The sequence below is a fragment of the Pseudaeromonas paramecii genome (genome assembly GCF_039540575.1).
GTDB classification, from domain to species: domain Bacteria; phylum Pseudomonadota; class Gammaproteobacteria; order Enterobacterales; family Aeromonadaceae; genus Pseudaeromonas; species Pseudaeromonas paramecii.
On the sequence record NZ_BAABFC010000001.1, the window covers coordinates 266,312 to 283,599 of the forward strand.

At 59.2% G+C, this 17,288-nt stretch carries 13 protein-coding genes and 1 pseudogene; 9 read left to right on the forward strand and 5 right to left on the reverse strand.

Features of this window, described 5'->3' with window-relative positions; all coding sequences use genetic code 11:
- Positions 1-9: 9 nt before the first annotated feature.
- Positions 10-1,368, reverse strand: coding sequence for a DEAD/DEAH box helicase (locus ABD847_RS01245; protein ID WP_345009246.1), 1,359 nt, complete (start codon positions 1,366-1,368; stop codon positions 10-12).
- Positions 1,369-1,605: 237 nt separating this feature from the next.
- Between ABD847_RS01245 and cowN the strand changes: the two genes are divergently transcribed.
- The 3 genes from cowN to ABD847_RS01260 all read left to right on the forward strand — a co-directional run bounded on the left by cowN (position 1,606) and on the right by ABD847_RS01260 (position 2,764).
- A complete protein-coding gene (gene cowN, locus ABD847_RS01250) occupies positions 1,606-1,899 on the forward strand; it encodes a N(2)-fixation sustaining protein CowN (protein ID WP_345009247.1) in 294 nt (97 codons plus the stop codon).
- Between the two features lie 91 nt (positions 1,900-1,990).
- Positions 1,991-2,179 carry an alternative ribosome-rescue factor A gene (locus ABD847_RS01255; RefSeq protein WP_345009249.1) on the forward strand — a complete coding sequence of 63 codons (189 nt, stop codon included), beginning with the start codon at positions 1,991-1,993 and terminating at the stop codon, positions 2,177-2,179.
- 69 nt (positions 2,180-2,248) lie between these two features.
- Positions 2,249-2,764: a DUF3157 family protein gene (locus tag ABD847_RS01260; RefSeq protein WP_345009251.1), complete on the forward strand. Its 516-nt coding sequence runs from the start codon at positions 2,249-2,251 to the stop codon at positions 2,762-2,764.
- A gap of 117 nt (positions 2,765-2,881) precedes the next feature.
- On the opposite strand, the gene ABD847_RS01265 is transcribed toward ABD847_RS01260, so the two are convergent.
- From ABD847_RS01265 to ABD847_RS01275, 3 genes are all read right to left on the reverse strand, one after another.
- The gene (locus ABD847_RS01265; protein WP_345009253.1) at positions 2,882-5,572 is read right to left on the reverse strand and encodes a family 14 glycosylhydrolase; all 2,691 of its coding nucleotides are present in this window, start codon (positions 5,570-5,572) and stop codon (positions 2,882-2,884) included.
- 185 nt (positions 5,573-5,757) lie between these two features.
- Positions 5,758-6,732 carry a lauroyl-Kdo(2)-lipid IV(A) myristoyltransferase gene (gene lpxM, locus ABD847_RS01270; protein ID WP_345009255.1) on the reverse strand — a complete coding sequence of 325 codons (975 nt, stop codon included), beginning with the start codon at positions 6,730-6,732 and terminating at the stop codon, positions 5,758-5,760.
- A gap of 76 nt (positions 6,733-6,808) precedes the next feature.
- Positions 6,809-7,804 (reverse strand): adenosine deaminase, encoded by a 996-nt coding sequence (locus ABD847_RS01275; protein ID WP_345009257.1) that lies wholly within the window; start codon positions 7,802-7,804, stop codon positions 6,809-6,811.
- Positions 7,805-7,944: 140 nt separating this feature from the next.
- Between ABD847_RS01275 and ABD847_RS01280 the strand changes: the two are divergent.
- Both ABD847_RS01280 and asnB read left to right on the forward strand, forming a co-directional pair.
- Positions 7,945-8,696 (forward strand): annotated as a pseudogene (locus tag ABD847_RS01280) (HAD-IIA family hydrolase).
- A gap of 169 nt (positions 8,697-8,865) precedes the next feature.
- Positions 8,866-10,536 carry an asparagine synthase B gene (gene asnB / locus ABD847_RS01285; RefSeq protein ID WP_345009259.1) on the forward strand — a complete coding sequence of 557 codons (1,671 nt, stop codon included), beginning with the start codon at positions 8,866-8,868 and terminating at the stop codon, positions 10,534-10,536.
- Positions 10,537-11,350: 814 nt separating this feature from the next.
- Here the strand turns inward: asnB and ABD847_RS01290 are convergent.
- On the reverse strand, positions 11,351-12,331 hold the full coding sequence (locus tag ABD847_RS01290; protein ID WP_345009261.1) for a porin: 981 nt from the start codon (positions 12,329-12,331) through the stop codon (positions 11,351-11,353).
- 313 nt (positions 12,332-12,644) lie between these two features.
- Between ABD847_RS01290 and dinG the strand changes: the two genes are divergently transcribed.
- The 4 genes from dinG to ABD847_RS01310 all read left to right on the forward strand — a co-directional run bounded on the left by dinG (position 12,645) and on the right by ABD847_RS01310 (position 17,268).
- On the forward strand, positions 12,645-14,714 hold the full coding sequence (gene dinG / locus ABD847_RS01295) for an ATP-dependent DNA helicase DinG (protein ID WP_345009263.1): 2,070 nt from the start codon (positions 12,645-12,647) through the stop codon (positions 14,712-14,714).
- 92 nt (positions 14,715-14,806) lie between these two features.
- Entirely contained in the window at positions 14,807-15,469 is a 663-nt protein-coding gene (locus ABD847_RS01300) for a YccT family protein (RefSeq protein ID WP_345009265.1), read from the forward strand.
- Between the two features lie 27 nt (positions 15,470-15,496).
- Positions 15,497-16,819 (forward strand): citrate transporter, encoded by a 1,323-nt coding sequence (locus ABD847_RS01305; RefSeq protein ID WP_345009267.1) that lies wholly within the window; start codon positions 15,497-15,499, stop codon positions 16,817-16,819.
- 86 nt (positions 16,820-16,905) lie between these two features.
- Positions 16,906-17,268 carry a DUF2750 domain-containing protein gene (locus ABD847_RS01310; protein ID WP_345009269.1) on the forward strand — a complete coding sequence of 121 codons (363 nt, stop codon included), beginning with the start codon at positions 16,906-16,908 and terminating at the stop codon, positions 17,266-17,268.
- The last annotated feature ends 20 nt before the right edge of the window (positions 17,269-17,288 follow it).

Below are 17,288 nucleotides of genomic sequence, written 5' to 3' on the forward strand. Positions count from 1 at the left end.
AGCCCGTGATCAGGCCGCTGAGTTGCCGGTTTGCGGACGACGACGGCGGTGCGGGCGATTGCCGGCAGGCTTGTCTGCCGAGTTACCCGGCGCCGGGCGACCCTGGCCTTGGCCTTGCGGCTTGGCGGCAGATGCGCCTTGTGGACGCCGGCCCTGACCTTGCCCCGGCCGGCGGGGCGGCGGGCTCTTACGCTCCGGTTGCCCCTGGCCATGGGCGATGGCATCCAGCGTCAGCTTGTCCGGCTCGAAGCCCGGGATGATCTCCTTGGGCAACGTCTGCTTGATCAGCTTTTCAATACCGCGCAGCAACTTGCCCTCATCGGCCGCCACCAGGGAGATGGCATGACCCGCGGCCCCGGCACGACCGGTACGGCCGATACGGTGCACATAGTCTTCTGCCACGTTGGGCAGCTCGAAGTTCACCACCTGCGGCAGCTGATCGATGTCCAGCCCGCGGGCCGCGATGTCGGTAGCCACCATGACGGTCAGCTCGCCGGACTTGAAGCCCGCCAGCGCCTTGGTTCTGGCACCCTGACTCTTGTTGCCGTGGATGGCCGCCGCCTGGATACCTTCCTGACAGAGCTTCTCGGCCAGACGGTTGGCGACGTGCTTGGTCCGGGTAAACACCAGCACCTGCTCCCAGCCATGACGGCGGATCAGCTCGCACAGCAGGGCCGGCTTGCGGCTCTTGTCCACCGGGTGTACCAGCTGCTCGATGCGCTCGGCGGTACTGTTGCGCGGCGCTACCTCGATGGAGAGCGGGTCCTTGAGCAGACGGGTGGCCAGATCGCGGATCTCGTCGGCGAAGGTGGCGGAGAACAGCAGGTTCTGCCGCTTGGCCGGCAACAGGGCCAGCACCTTGCGGATATCGTGGATAAAGCCCATGTCCAGCATGCGGTCGGCTTCATCCAGTACCAGCACTTCCAGCTGATCGAAGCGCACGGCATTTTGTTGGTACAGATCCAGCAGCCGGCCCGGGCAGGCCACCAGGACATCGAGGCCCTTGCGCAGCATCATCATCTGGGGATTGATCCCCACCCCGCCAAACACCACCCCGGAGCGCAGGGACAGGTACTTCCCGTAGTTGCGCACGCTCTCCTCCACCTGGGCCGCCAGCTCCCGGGTCGGCGCCAGGATCAGGGCGCGCACCTGGTTCGGCTTGACACGCGGCCCCCCGGCCAGCCGCTGCAACAGCGGCAGGGTAAAACCAGCGGTCTTGCCGGTGCCCGTCTGGGCGGCCGCCATCAAGTCCCGACCCGCCAACACGGCAGGAATGGCCTGAGCCTGGATGGGAGAAGGTTCGCTATAACCCTGCTCGCTGACGGCGCGGAGCAAGGCAGGGGAAAGTCCGAGGGAGGAAAAACTCATAAACACCTTTTTGGGCTGCGGACGACCGCAACAACGATGGGCATACAAAGAGGCGGGAGCTTACCCCCTTTCGCCGGATGTGACGAGCAGAATGTGAGTGAGATCTGTCTTTTTACCCCAAGCTGGCACGTTTCTGGCCATCGGTAACGGATGAACACCATTGGCCCCGCCTTTTCCACCACATCCGGGTGCCAATTCTCACAATTTGTGGTTAATCAACCAAAGGTGCTGTCTGTCATGTCCGATTGTCTGTGCAATAAACCCGATCGCTACGTCAGCTTTGAAGGCATTGATTGTGACCAAAACGCTGCCCTGTTGATGCAGTCCCTGCTCCGCCACCTAGCGGAGCCGGCCAAGTGCAATGCGTTCTGGACCTATTTTCTCAACAAGCGGCGCCCGGCCTCAGGCCCGGCCCCCGACGATCTCTTCTTGATCCACAGTCACCTCAATCAGCTGCGGGACTTCTTTGAGGAACATGAGGACGAGGCCGCCCAGCAGTTGCTGGAAAAAATCGAGCTGGAGTGCTGCTAAGTGGGATGACTTGTTGCCAACGGGCCCCTGGGCTACCCTAGGGGCCTGATGTCGGCTTATCCGGCATCGCTTAGGCAATAAGGAGCCCAGCATGAGTAAACAACCCCTGCCCCATCAACATCAGCGCGGTGAGATAGCCGATAACGCCCTGGCCGCTCTGGTGACCGATCCCCTGTTTCGTAACCGCATCGAACAAAACCGCAAAGGCAAGGGCAGCTATCGCCGCCACGCCAAGCACAAGACCGGGGAATGGTCAGCCCAGCTCAGTCTCGCCGCCTGATCTGCGCTGACCCGTCCTCGCGTTCGCTCCACCCCTGCCTGCATGCCACTAGACCATAAGAGAGTTTCCATGCGTCTGCTTCTACCCAGTCTGCTTGCCCTGAGTCTGCCGGCCCTGGCCGCCACCCAACTGACCCTGCCGGATGGCCGTGAGGTGGTGCTGGAGGATGACTTTACCTGGCACTATCTGCTCACCACGCCGGCACAGAGCGGTGTGGCACCGCGCCTGAGCCAACAGGCCATGGCGGAACCGGCCTTGCTGAGCCAAAGCACGGCTCAGGGGGTCACGGTAGCCCTGACGGATCGGATCCAGGAGGGCGATCGCATGAGGCTCGAACTGCAGGTGCACAATCAGCAGGCCGGCAGTGTGGTACAGGTCGAAGGACAGGTGGTCTTCTACTCCGAGCAGGGCGAACAATTGCAAGCGCTGCCACTGCGGCTGTGGCAGTCCATCTACCAAATGCCGGACACCTACCTGCGTCAAGGCGACAAGAAGCCCTTTACCACCGATTGGTTGACGCTGCCCCCCGGGCAAACACACCCCCTGCTGCAACTGCAAATAACGGAAGTGAAGCGGCGCTCCTGATGCACCACCGCAAACATTACGTTAAATCTTAGGTTCAACAGGACCCGGCGTGGCCGGCAATCGAGTGAATGAAAACGGCGCCCTGGGCGCCGCTTTCAACTTCATCAAAGACGGGATCTACTGGAACTGGTTGATGAGCCAAGCCAGGCGCTCCCGCGGCAGCCGGTTGTCATCGAAGAAGTTCTGCATGCGCAGAAACGTAATGCCATCGTAGCCGGGGTTGCGCCCCAATGCGGCGGCGATCTGCTGCCAGCCCTGCTCCCCGTACAGTTCCCCCGCCAAGGCATTTTCCCCCATCAGGGACACCCCCACCTCATGGGCGGCATCGGCAAACCAACTCACCAGATCCGCCGCCCGTGAATAGCCTTCGTAGTCCTTGTTGATCATCTCAAGGCAGGTGAAATGCACCACCACTCGGGCACGGTGCTCGGGGGCGATCAACCCCTCCAGCAGGCGCACATACTCCCGCTGATTATGGGGCCCCAGCGCCGGATGGGGCGCTATGAGTCCGGCGGTGATCTCCGCCACCCGCGGGCAGGCGGGATCACTGATCTCCCAATGAATGCCGGGGATCTTGATGCCGATGGGCACGGCCCGCAGTGCCGAATCACCAAACAGGGACAGGGCGCCGTCGAGGATCTGGCGGCCGTGGCGGATCAGGGAGCCCTGATACCAGCTGAGGAACTCCCTCCCCCAGGCGGAATAGACATACTGCTTGTTGTCGAACAGGCTATCCGCCGACGGCATGGGGATCGCGTCCAGGCTCTTGTACTGGCTGCCGAAGGCATAGTTGAGGGCGGCGACATTGCCGAACTTACGGTGCAAATAGTCCTGCCAATCCCGCTGGGCCAGCGGGCTATAGCACTGCAGGGTGCCCCGATTGGGATAGTTACCCCAATCGTGGGCGTTGTAGCTGGGAAAGCGCAGCTCACCCGCCGGCCCCAGGCTGACATTGATCTCGTCTATCATGGCGGCCCGCTCGGCATAGTGCGCCGCAAACGCCGTCATGAAGTTGAGGTAAAACGGGATGACATAGGGATCCGCCCACAAGGAGACATACTCCATGGAGGCATCGCCGGTTTCGCTCACATACTGCAGATCCCGCACCGACTCCAGCTCGGGATGGCGCTGCAGCAAAATGCCCCACAGCCACAAGGGAATGGTCTGCATGTAGTCGTCGTTGACGTTGCCGCCGGCCTGGTGGAAGGAGAGGATGGGCACCCAGTGCATCTCCTGCTCTGCCAGCACGGCCACCAGGCGGTCGTAATAACTCCAGTCAAACTGGCCAGGCTGCCGACCTTCCACCAGGCCCCACCACAGATCCGTGGAGACCGCCGTCACGCCGAGGCGACGCAACTGGCGCAGTTGCTCGGCAAAGGCTCGCCAATCCTCCTCCTCCACCATCTGCCGCTGATTGGCCACTTTCAGGTGCAGGGGGCCCATGACCCGAAACTGTTTGCTAGCCATTTGCGGCAGTTGCCCCTGGGCATGTTTGAGGCGCGCCAGCTGCCGCAGCCGCGACTGCCCTTGCTCGGCACTGGCCAGCAAACAGGGCAGATCCCCCAGCAGCCAGCCGCGAAACGGTCCTTGACGCAGCACCGACTGGATCAGGCGATCCCATTGCGGATGATCCTGCAACACATCGGCCCGCCGGCATTCGGCCATCAGGCCAATCCCCTGGGCATCGGCTGCGGCGATCCACTGTTGCACCAGGGGGCTCGCCACCTCGCCATGGGGTGTCGCCACGCCAGGGAGCAGCAGGGTCAATTCCGCCGCGCCTAACCTGTCCTTGAGGGCGGCCAGCAGGGGGGCCGGATCGGCCGCACCGCCCGGCCCCTGCAAGCCGGCTATGAGACCGGGCGGCAGAGGCACCTCATCACTGAGCCGGGGCAGATTGCCGCACAACCGCAGGCCAAGTTTGACCCGCCAGGGCTGGGTGAAGGTTTCCCGCGCCAGGGCGAGGACTTGACAGCCATACTCCTGCAGGGAGCCTTGATACCAGGCGAAGAACTCCTGCCAGGCCGGGCAGTCGCCCTGCTCCTGCAACCACAATAGCAACTGGCGACGCGCCATGACGCTGCTTAAGCCCTCGGGCGCCGCATAGCCCCAGTGCTGACACCAGGCCTGCTCGCTGCCGTGCCGCAGCAACTGGCTGCGATGCAGATCCGCCAGGGCCAGCTCGCTGTAGCAGGGCAGCACCCGCGCCGGCTCCGCCACCTCGTAGCGCCCCAGCCAGGGATAGCGCCACTCCCCATCAGGCCCCAAGCCGAACACCAGTTGTTGCACCGCCCCGGCCTGGGATGACAGGTGCAGTGCCATGCCTTGCAGAAACTGGCGGTAAAACGGCAGCGTCACCTCCTTGGCCCACAGGGACAAGGCGGCTATGGTGTCGCGGCCGTACTGATCCAGATACTTGAGGCTATCGATGGGAAAATGGGCCGGCAGGGCCTGCTGCAACCGACCCCATAACCAATCCGGCAGCAGGGTGAGGGCACTAGGCTGGTTGAGCCCTGTGGCGACAAAGGCCACCTCCGCCACTATCTTGAGCCCCTGACTCTGGATCTGGGTGAACAGTCGTTGATACCCCGCCCAACTGCCGATGTCATTGGCCTGCTCAGGGGCAAAGGGCGCTATCCAGCGCCAGTGGATCGGCACCACCAGGGCATCCACCCCCTGGCGGCGCAACTGCTGTAGCTGACCCAGCCACACAGCAGTTTGCTCGGCGCTGACAGGCAGTTGCACCAGACGGCGGGTAGATTCGGTATCCAGATAGACCCAGGACTGCAAGGGGCCGGCGGAGGCTGACATATTCAACTCCTCATGAGTTGGCAGGACGGCAAAAAATCTGTCACAGGTTGTCGCTCCAGCCGGATAAAACTGCAAACCTGGCAGGCTTTTCAGACAGCAGGCGCGTGACCCACATCACACCACAGCCGAAATGGGCTGAGTGGTTCGAGACACAGCAATAAATAATAACTTATTGATAACAAAGATTATCGGCCACGAACCCGGCGAATTCCGGCCTCATAGAAGCCCTCACGTCCACCCTCTGGACGGGTCTGGAAATATTTAAGAAACCACATGTACTGCTCAGGCCGGGGGGCCAGCAGCGCTTCTATCTCCTGGTTCATGCGTGCGGTATCTGCCAGCAAGTCGCCGGTCGGGTACTCCGTCATGATGTCACCGAACAGCAAATCATACTGGCCGGTGCCGGCGTTGTAGCAAGAGAGCAAGGGCACGACTCGGGCACCCGTGAGTTTGACGAGCCTGGGCAGGGCCGGCAGGGTGGCCTTGGGCACGCCAAAGAACGGCACAAACAGGCTGGCGTCGGCGCCATGGTCCTGATCCGGCAGGTAAAAGAAGTGGCAGCCTTCACCCATGCTCTTGATCACCGACTTGAGACCGGCACTGCGTTCATAGACACGCCCACCATAGCGCGCACGCTGGCGGTTGATAAACCAGTCATACAGCGCATTCTTGGCACTGTGCATCATGGTGCACATGGGGTAACCCTGCGCCGCCAAGAACATGCCGCCGGCATCAATGGCCCAGGCGTGGGGGATCAGGAAGATGACCGGCCGACCGCCATCTTCCATCGCGGCTTTCACCTTATCCCAGCCATGGGGCGCATAGCGCTTGAGCAGGCGTTGCGCGGAAAAACAGCTGGGCTCGGCAAAGGCAAAAAAGCACTGCAATCCAACCCGGATGGAGTCCAGCAAGATGACTTCACGAGCCTGCGGGCTGAGTTGCGGGAAGCATAATTCCAAATTGGTGCGGGCGATGTAGCACTGCTTCTTGGAAAAACGCAGCACCAAAGGGGCAAAGGCGGCGGCGAGCCGATCACGCCAGCGTACCGGCAACCAGGCCAGCAGGCATAAGAGTCCCAGGCTTAACCAAGTCAACCAAAACCTGGGATGCAGATAGCGGGACTGAAAACTGTGGTCAAAGACGGGATCGGAACGAGTCATAACACTCCCCAACAAGACAACGGGCCGTCATCATAATGAAAAGACGGCCCAAGATCACCCGAGCGGCGTTCACCGCTCAGGGCAGCATCAGGATCTCCGCAATCAGGGTCTTCTTCCGGGACACCGGCAGCCAGCTGGCTTGTACCCCATTGAGAGCCAGCTGGCGCAACTGCTCCCGACTGGCCTTGAGATCCCTGGCCAGCGCCTCAAAGTTCTCCTGCAGGTAGCCACCGAAATAGGCCGGGTCATCCGAGTTCACCGTGACGCACACGTCCTGATCCAGCAATTGCAACAGGTTGTGATCCGCCATCTTGTCGAACACCTTCAGGCGGGTGTTGGACAGGGGGCAGACCGTCAGGGGGATCTGCTCCTCCGCCAACCGGGCTATCAGGCGCGGATCGTCGACCGAGCGCACTCCATGATCAATCCGGCACACCTTGAGTTGATCCAGCGCCTCCCAGATATAGCTGGCCGGCCCCTCCTCGCCCGCATGGGCCACCGCCTTCAGCCCCAGCGCGCTGGCCCGGGCAAACACCTCGCTAAACTTGCTGGGCGGGTTGCCCAGCTCGGAAGAGTCCAGGCCGACCCCCTGGATCTTATCCAGATAAGGCAGGGCCGCTTCCAGTGTCGCCAGGGCATCCTCCTGGCTAAGATGCCGCAGGAAGCAGAGGATCAGGCAGCTGCTGATCCCCCATTGGGTCTGAGCCTGATCCAAGGCACGGCTGATGCCACGGATCACAGTACCCATCTCGATACCGCGGGACAGGTGGGTCTGCGGGTCAAAAAACAGCTCCGTGTGCACCACATGCTGGGCCTGGCAGCGACTGAGGTAGGCCCAGGTCAAATCGAAGAAATCCTGCTCCGTCTGCAGCACGGCGGCCCCTTGGTAATAGAGGTCGAGGAAAGATTGCAGATTGTGAAAGTCGTAGGCGGCACGCAAGGCGGCCACATCGGCATAGGGCAGTTTGATACCATTTCGTTCGGCCAGGGCAAACATCAGCTCGGGCTCCAGGGTACCTTCGATGTGGAGATGCAACTCCACCTTGGGAAGTGCGGCAATAAACTGCTTCATAGGCTTCTCTTTCAATACGTTGCGCTCTGGGCCATGATGCCAATTAAGTTAGCTGACAGCAAAGCACCTTTATAGCATCTTTGCCTAAGGCAGCCATTTATCCCAGGCAGAACTGGCTAGGGTGCACACATAGGACAGTCATGAAGAAGAAAAATATCATCTGCGATATCGATGGGGTTATTTTGCATAATAACCATCTGGTGCCCGGTGCCGATCAATTTGTACACCAGCTTCTGGAAGCCAACCGTCGTCTGTTATTCCTGACCAACTACCCTGGGCAAACCCCCAAAGACTTACAGAATCGCTTTCTGGGAGCCGGCATCCATGTACCGGAGGATTGCTTCTATACCTCCGCCATGGCGACCGCGGATTTTCTCAAGCGCCAGGATGGCCGGAGGTGTTTGTCATCGGCGAAGGGGCCCTCACCCACGAGCTTTATATGGCCGGCTTCACCATCACAGATGTGGATCCCGAAATCGTGGTGGTGGGCGAAACCCGCAATTACAACTGGAACATGATCCAGCAGGCAGCCCGTTTTGTGGATCAGGGGGCGCGCTTCATCGCCACCAACCCCGACACCCATGGCCCCAACATGTATCCTGCCTGTGGCGCCCTCTGTGCCCCCATAGAACGCATGACCGGGCGGCAACCCTTCTATGTTGGCAAGCCCAGCGCCTGGATCATACGGGCGGCGCTAAACCGCATGAACAGTCACTCCGATAACACCCTGATCATAGGTGACAACCTCAAGACCGATATTCTGGCGGGCTTCCAGGCTGGTCTTGAAACCATACTGGTGCTCTCCGGCGTCAGTCGAATGAGCGACATCGATACGGTGCCGTTTCGCCCCAATCACATCTACCAATCGGTGGCCGACATCGAACTGGTTTAACGCCCTGATGCCCAGCTTTGGCCCTTTTGCCCCAAGATTGGTAGCAAAGGGGCAATTTTAAGGATTTAAACTTGAAGCCCCCTGCCCGCTCTGGCAGATTGGGGGACGAGGAATGATAAGAACAATTTGGGCTTAACGTGGGGCCCAGCTGATTCGAGGAAAAGGAAGTATGTGTTCTATTTTTGGTATTTTGGACATCAAGTCCGATGCAGTGGCGCTGCGTAAGAGCGCCCTGGAGATGTCCAAGCGCCTGCGTCACCGCGGTCCGGACTGGTCCGGTATCTACAGTAGCGAGCGCGCCATCCTGGTGCACGAGCGACTGGCCATCGTGGATCCCAGCACAGGCGCGCAACCCCTCTACAATCCCGAGCGAACCCATGTGCTGGCCGTCAACGGCGAGATTTACAACCACAAGGATCTGGAAAAGCAACTGACCGTGGACTTCCAGTTCCAGACCAAGTCTGACTGCGAAATCATACTGGCCAAATACAAGGAGAAGGGCGCCGCCTTTCTGGATGACCTGAACGGCATCTTCGCCTTCATCTTGTACGATGCCGAGCAGGATGCCTACCTGATTGGTCGCGACCACATGGGCATCATCCCCCTCTACACCGGCTTCGACGAGCACGGCAACTTCTACGTGGCATCCGAGATGAAGGCCCTGGTGCCCGTGTGCAAGAGCGTGCAGGAGTTCCCCCCCGGGCACTACCTGTGGAGCAAGGATGGTCAGCTGACCAAGTATTACCAACGTGACTGGATGGAATACGCCGCCGTCGAGCACAACGTCAGCTCCGTAGACGAGCTGCGGGAAGCCATGGAAGCGGCGGTCAAGCGCCAGCTGATGTGTGACGTGCCCTATGGCGTCTTGCTCTCCGGTGGCCTCGACTCCTCCGTGATCTCCGCCATCACCAAGAAGTTTGCCGCCCGTCGGGTGGAAGACGACGATCAATCCGAAGCCTGGTGGCCGCAGCTGCACTCCTTCGCCGTGGGTCTGCAGGGTTCCCCGGATCTGGCAGCGGCTCAGAAGGTGGCAGATCATCTGGGTACCATCCACCACGAGATCCATTTCACCGTGCAGGAAGGTCTGGATGCCCTGCGGGATGTCATCTATCACCTGGAGACCTATGACGTCACCACGGTGCGTGCCTCCACCCCCATGTATCTGATGGCCCGCTTCATCAAGGCCATGGGCATCAAGATGGTGCTCTCCGGCGAAGGCTCCGACGAGCTGTTTGGCGGTTACCTCTATTTCCACAAGGCCCCCAATGCCAAGGAATTCCATGAGGAAACCGTGCGCAAGCTCAGTCAGCTGCACATGTACGACTGCCTGCGGGCCAACAAGTCCATGGCCGCCTGGGGTATCGAGGGTCGCGTTCCCTTCCTGGACAAGGAGTTCATGGATGTGGCCATGCGCCTCAATCCCCAGGACAAGATGTGCGGCAACGGCAAGATCGAGAAGCACATCGTCCGAGAAGCCTTCGAGCACTACCTGCCGCATGCCGTGGCCTGGCGCCAGAAGGAACAGTTCTCCGATGGCGTTGGCTACTCCTGGATCGACAGCCTCAAGGCCTATGTGGAGAAGGAAGTCACCGACCAGATGATGGCCGCGGCCGAGTTCCGCTTCCCCATTAACACGCCCCTGACCAAGGAAGCCTACTTCTACCGGGAAATCTTCGAGGATCACTTCCCGCTGGAGTCTGCCGCCCGCTGTGTGCCCTATGGCAAGTCAGTGGCCTGCTCCACCCCGGCTGCGCTGGAATGGGATGCCAAGTTCAAGGAGATGGCTGACCCGTCCGGTCGCGCCGTCATGGACGTGCACAATGAGGCACTGAAGGTTTAATCTCTCAGTCCTGTTTTAACTAAGAAAAAGAGGAGCCAACGGCTCCTCTTTTTTATTGTCATCCTAAAACCACCTCCTATGGCGGTGGTGAACGTTCGATCGGGGCTATGCCCGTAGAGCGCCCATGCCCAGGTGTTTCTCATCAACAAAGGCATGTTGAATAAACCAGCTGTCGCAGTGGTTTCATCTTGCTGGCTAAGCGGTTCCTATCCCTTGTCGCTGGCGAGGAGAGCGGGACGGCCGGGTGCGAGGCAGGGATGCCGAGCCAGTTATCGCCGTGTTGGGAACACGTCGATAACGACCGAATAGCCGGCCCGATAGAGGGAACCCGCAGGGCCAGCGGGTAGGGATTGCCAAGGGGGACAGCAAGGTCCCCCTTGGCTCGCCACCGCCAAGCAGGGGGCAGAAAGAGCGCGATAGTGGAGAAAGGCGGCAGGGACAAATCAGCATCAAACAGCGAGAGTCGGTTGATACCTCAGGTCTAATAAACCTACGCCTGAGTGAAACAGCCCCCTTCTAGCGGGCAAATCAAAGCCACCTGCTATGCAGGTGGTTTTTTACTACTTATCACCCTGTCTGGCGAATGTGGAGTGCACATCAATGTTAGGTGTCGTGATCAGACAGAGACTGCGAGTATTCAGCAACATGGCATCGCAACCGTGCAAGACTCAGCTCCAGATGTGATGTTTCGATGAGCGTAACGACAAAGACAAGACCAGAGGGGTATTCGTGATACCGGCTGCATGAGGAAGGTAAGTGACTAAATGCGAAAGGCGACCCTAAGGTCGCCTTTGAGTTGCATGCTACAACAATCTTAGAAGTTGTATTGCAGAGCAACGGTCCACTGGTCGTCGTGACCGTCGATACCGTCAACCAGGTATTCACCCCAGGTCATGAAGTTGCTGGTGAACTTGTACTGGGCACCCAGCTTCAGGGCATCAGCGGTATCGCCGTCGCTGGAAGCAGTACCAGACAGTTCCTGAGTGGCGTAGCCGGTGTACAGGGTAACGGCATCGGTTACACCGTAGGAGGCAACAAAGTCATAACCCTTCAGCTTGGCGTCGCCCATCTTGGCTTCGGCGTACAGGGCGCCCAGGTACAGGCTGTCCAGGCTGTAGGTAGCGGAAACGGCGTAGTTCTTCTTGTCGTTGCCATTCAGCACGTCTTCCTTGTTGAAGCCGCCGTAGACAGACAGACCGAAATCGAAGGAGTAGCCCAGGGTAGCGGCATAGCCGTTATCCAAGGAGGCGCCGGTGGCAATGTCTTCGGTACCATCAGCACCACCTACGGTGTAGGTGTAGTTGGGGTCACGGAATTCGTAGGAAGCGCCCACATAGAAGCCACCAAACTGACCGGCATATACTACCTGGCCTTCTTGACGACCGCTTTCGATGATGTTGGCAGTTTCGTAACCGTAGGTGTTGAAGATATCGGTGGCAGCCACAGCTTGGTAGAAGGCGGTGTCGGTTTGACCGAATACCAGGGTGCCGTAGTCAGCGTAGTCGAAACCGGCGTAGACGTGACGAGCCTTAAACTTGCTGCTGTCAGAGTTTTCGGCAGCCACTTGCCATTCGCCACGAGCGATACCGCTCACGCCATCGGCGATGGCAACCTTGCCTTTCACGCCCAGACGAGCGGAACCAACACCGTTGGTATCTTCGCCATCATCAGCCACGTCGAATTGGGCGCGGCCGTAAACTTCAGCCTGAGTGCCATCCTTGTCGTACACTACGGCGGCGTTGGCGGAAACGGCAAACAGAGCCGGAATAACAACTGCAAGAATCGTCTTTTTCATATTGGTATGCCTACTGTAATTAAACACTAAGTCCTTGTTTTTCCCTGTGTCTAGTGACTTTTCATCACTATGGCGGTGAGCCTATCACACAAAATGTGAGGCGAGCAACAGAAAAAAATGAACTTTTCCCCACCCCTGTTGTCGCCGCTTTATCTAAATAAAATTCAACGAGATACGGTGGAAAATCCCGTCTACTGACGCTCAGCCAGCCGAATGCAAAACGTCGCTTTTGTGGGTCAGCCCGCACTTCAGCTCTGACATTTCAGCCCTGCTTTGGCATCATGTTGCCACCCCGGTTATGCAGGCCAGAAACATGGTGCCAAACGCAATAAAGGAAGCCGTGCAACGTGGCTACCGTCAGCTAAGCCAAGAGCTAGCAAACTTCGTACCAAGAAAAGAACAAAACTATCTGGTGGCCGAAATCACCAAGGTGCTCTGTGGTCACTACCACTCCTCGCGGCGTGTTCTGGTGGCCGAAGCCGGCACCGGCATTGGTAAATCTTTGGCCTACCTGCAAGCAGCTGTACCCAGTGCGCTGGGACTCAATAAGACGCTGGTGATCTCCACCGCCACCCTCTCCCTGCAAGAGCAACTGATCAACAAGGATCTACCGTTTTATGCCAAGCATGCGGGATCTCAGTTTCGCTACACCCTGGTCAAGGGCCGCCAGCGCTACTGCTGCGAACATCGTCTAGAGCAATTGGCGGCCGCCGGTGCACAGCAGACGCTGAGCTTTGGCGAGTTATTGGACTTCAAGCCGGATCAACAAGATAAGCAGTGCTACCAAGCCATGTGGCAAGCCTACACAGGGGGACAGTGGGCAGGTGACCTGGATAGTTGGCCGGAAACAGTGCGGCCAGAGGCCTGGGCGGCCATAGCCGCCGACCGCCACAGCTGTAATCCCATGTTCGCTCATCATAGGCTCTGCCCGTTTCAGCGGGCTCGGGCCGAGCTGGATCAGTGCCAGGTCCTGGTGGTCAATCATGCACTGTTACTGGCAGATCTGGCCCTGGGCGGCGGCGTGATACTGCCGGAACCAGAGAACTGCTTTTATGTCTTTGATGAGGCCCATCACTTGCCCAACATAGCCCGAGATCAGGGCGCGGCGCAGCTGATGGTTCGCCAGACCCGTAGTTGGTTGGCACGGCTGCCCACCTTGGGGGAAAAGGTGTCCCAGCAACTCAAACGTGACAGCCTGATCGGCCTCTGTCAGCAGCTTAATGACGAGGTGCAATCCCAGCAGCAGGGCTTACTGCAGCTCTCGACCTGGTTACAGCAACAAGCCAACTGGTTTGCTGATGACCCGCTTCATCGCTTTGAATTGGGTCCCTTGCCGGATCACCTGGTGCATTTATCAGAAGAACTGCTCGCCAGTAGTCAAAAACTCCGTCGCAGCCTGGAAAAACTGAAAAACATCACGGCAGAGGGCCTCAAGGATGGGCAGTTGCGCCAACATGGTGCGGAGCCGCTATTGGTGGAGATCAGCCATGCCTCGCAGCGGGTCGAACAGGCCATTCAACTTTGGACCTTGTTCAAGTCTGCCAGTCAAGCCCAGCCACTGGCACGCTGGGTCGCACAGCATATAAAGGAAAAGGATCACAGCCTGCACGCGTCACCGCTGGAGATGGGCGCTTGGCTCGAACGTCAGCTCTGGTCGCGCTGCGCCGGCGCCATTCTGGTATCCGCCACCCTCACCGCACTGGGCAAATTCGATTATTTCCGCCATCAGGCCGGGCTGTTTGATGAGGCCGGCGTACGATTCTTGCGCCTGCAATCCCCCTTTGATTACCAACGGGCGGAATTGTATCTGCCCAGCATGCCCTGTGAACCCGGCAGCCCCGACTTTACCGCTGCCTTGATCGAAAAATTGCCCGACTTGTTAAAAGAACAACAAGCCAGCTTGGTGCTGTTCTCCTCCTATCAACAGATGCAAACGGTGGCTGATGGACTCCGAGCCCAACATGGCCTCAGCCTGCTGGTACAAGGAGAGGCTTCCCGCGAGGCCCTGCTTCACCTGCACCAGACCCGCTGCGATCACCAAACCCCCAGCATACTGTTTGGTACCGGCAGTTTTTCCGAAGGACTGGACTTGCCAGGACACTATCTCACCAACCTCATCATCACCAAGCTGCCCTTTGCCGTACCCACCTCCCCGGTGGAGGCGGCACTGGCCGAGTGGATCAGTGCCCGTGGTGGCAACCCCTTCTTACAGATCACGGTTCCCGAGGCATCCCGCAAGCTGATCCAGGCCTGTGGCCGTCTAATACGCAAGGAACAGGATGCCGGACGGGTGGTATTGCTGGACAGACGCTTGCTGACCAAAAGCTATGGCCCAGGCCTGCTGGCTGCCCTGCCACCCTTTCGCCGGCACATTGAGCCCTGAATTAAGGGGCCAGGGTCGTTGCTGACCTGCCATAAAGCTGTAAAAATAGCCCCGGTCCTTCGGGGGCCTTATCCACTATAAGAGGATTTTTCATGCGTCTATCTACCAAGCTGCTCCTGCCAATTCTGGGGTGGTTCGCCTGTTTTTGCGTGGGAGCCGCAGAGGCTCATTTTACCTTGCCCCGCCCTTACGTCGTTTATCTGTTTGATGGCGCGCCACTGAAGAAACAACTGCTCAGTGAAGCCCGTCAGCTACCACTGGCCCCCGGTCGGCACCAGTTGGTGGTGCGTTTTGAGAACAGCTACAAGAGTGCCGGCGACACCGATCTGATTGCCGGTGAACCCCTGGTGGTGGACTTTACCGTCAAGGGGGGCGAAGCCCTGACCCTGGCATTCGATTACCCACGGACCCTGCGGGCGGCTGAGGCTTTCCTTCAGACCCAGCCCGTGACGCTGGTGGATGCCGCTGGCAAGGCCTACCCGGCCGAGATCAAGGTGATGCCAAAGAAAGAGGGGTTACAAATTGGCCGCGACTATAAAGAAGAGCTGATGGCCCTGGGTTGGTCTTTCGACAGTTTGCCCCTGCCGCAAACGGCTCCCGCACTCAGTAACCAAACAGTAACAACAGCAAGTAGCTCGACACAAACCATGGGAGATGCCGGCAACAAGACCCTTGAGGCCCTCAAGCAATGGTATCTGCAAGCCGACCCTGCCACCCGTAAGGCGTTCCAGCATTGGATCATCTCACAACAATAAACTGACTTGTCACCAGGGAGGTGACTGATGAAAAGCAATCGTCTGAGTTGGTATCTTCCGAAGATAGTGATGGCGGCACTGCTGTTTTTCGTGCTGCCGTCGGTCACCTGGCTGATGCACCACGGTACTGTGCCCTCCCTGGGGGGCATTCGCCTGGAGTTTATTCTGTTTGCAGCCACCCTGTTGGGGGTGGCCCTGTATCACAACCACACCATGTGGGTCGCTCTGTTGGGCCTCATGGCCATACTGTTTGTCAAATACCTGTTTGATGACAGTTTTTCATTCATCGGGCACCTGTTAGGTGATGCCCACCACCATGGTGAATGGCGCATTCTGCTGAACTTGATCGGCCTCTTATTCGGCTTTGCCATTCTCGCCAAGCACTTCGACGCCTCCAACCTGCCCCAATGGTTCCCGCGGGTATTGCCCACCGACTGGCGCGGCGGCTTCCTGTTGCTGGTGTTGGTGTTTGTATTCAGCTCCTTCCTGGATAACATCGCCGCGGCCATGATAGGGGGCGCCATGGCCTATGTGATGTATAACGGCAAGGTACACATCGGTTACCTGGCTGGTGTGGTGGCCGCCAGCAACGCCGGGGGTTCCGGCTCCGTGGTGGGCGACACCACCACCACCCTGATGTGGATCGATGGTGTGGCCCCGATTGAGGTATTGCACGCCTATGTGGCTGCTGCCATTGCCCTGCTGGTGTTTGGTGTGATTGCGGCCAAGCAGCAACACAAGCACCAACCCATGCTGGCCTCCGCCGAAAATGGCTGTCGTATCGATAAGGTTCGCCTGCTGGTGGTGGCGCTGATCCTGGTGATGGCCATCGTCACCAACTACCTGTTCGACTTTCCGGCTCTGGGGGTCTGGGTGGCCATCCTCGTCGGTGCCCTGCTGACCAAGACCCCCTGGGACGAACTCAAGCACGCCCTGCCCGGCACCATCTTCCTAGTCTCTTTGGTGACCTGTGCCTCCCTGATGCCGGTGGAGCAGCTGCCTGCCGCCTCCTGGCAGACGGCACTGAGTCTGGGCTTCATCTCCGCCGTTTTTGATAACATCCCACTGACCAAACTCTGCCTGGTGCAAGGGGGGTATGACTGGGGAGTTCTGGCCTACGCGGTCGGATTCGGCGGCTCCATGCTGTGGTTTGGCTCCTCCGCCGGGGTGGCCTTATCGGGCATGTTCCCGCAGGCCCGCTCCGTGGTGCTCTGGCTCAGACACGGCTGGCATGTTTGCCTCGCCTATCTGGTGGGCTTCGTGGTGCTGCTGCTCACCATGGGCTGGCATCCGTTGGATCACAAGGCGCCCCGGCATGCCGAGGCGACGGTGCAGGTGCAACAGCCCTAAGTTTTGCGGCGCCACATCGGCGCCGCACTTGTACCTGGCCGACGGATCGGCGAGGATCCCCCCACATTTATCGTCACGAGATCATCATGAGCCAGCTCACCAGCGACATTCAGCAAAACTATGCCCTCTTCATCCAACAATCCCAGGACACTCAGCAGGTCTGGGCCCTGCAGTTTGACGATGAGTGGGTCGTGTGTGACTCCGCCGAGCAGCCGGGCCGCGAAGTCATGCCCATCTGGTCTGCCCAGGAGGATGCCCAACGGCACTGCGTGGATGAATGGGCCGACTACCGGGCCGCTCCCATCGCCCTGGAGGAATTCATGGAGGAATGGGTCAACGATCTGGCGGAAGATCAGGTACTGATGGGCATCAACTGGAATGCTGACCTCGATGGTATCGAAGTGGAGCCGCTGACCCTGGCCCGGGATCTGGCTGACGAAGAGATCTAATTGTCGGGAGCCCAGGCCGG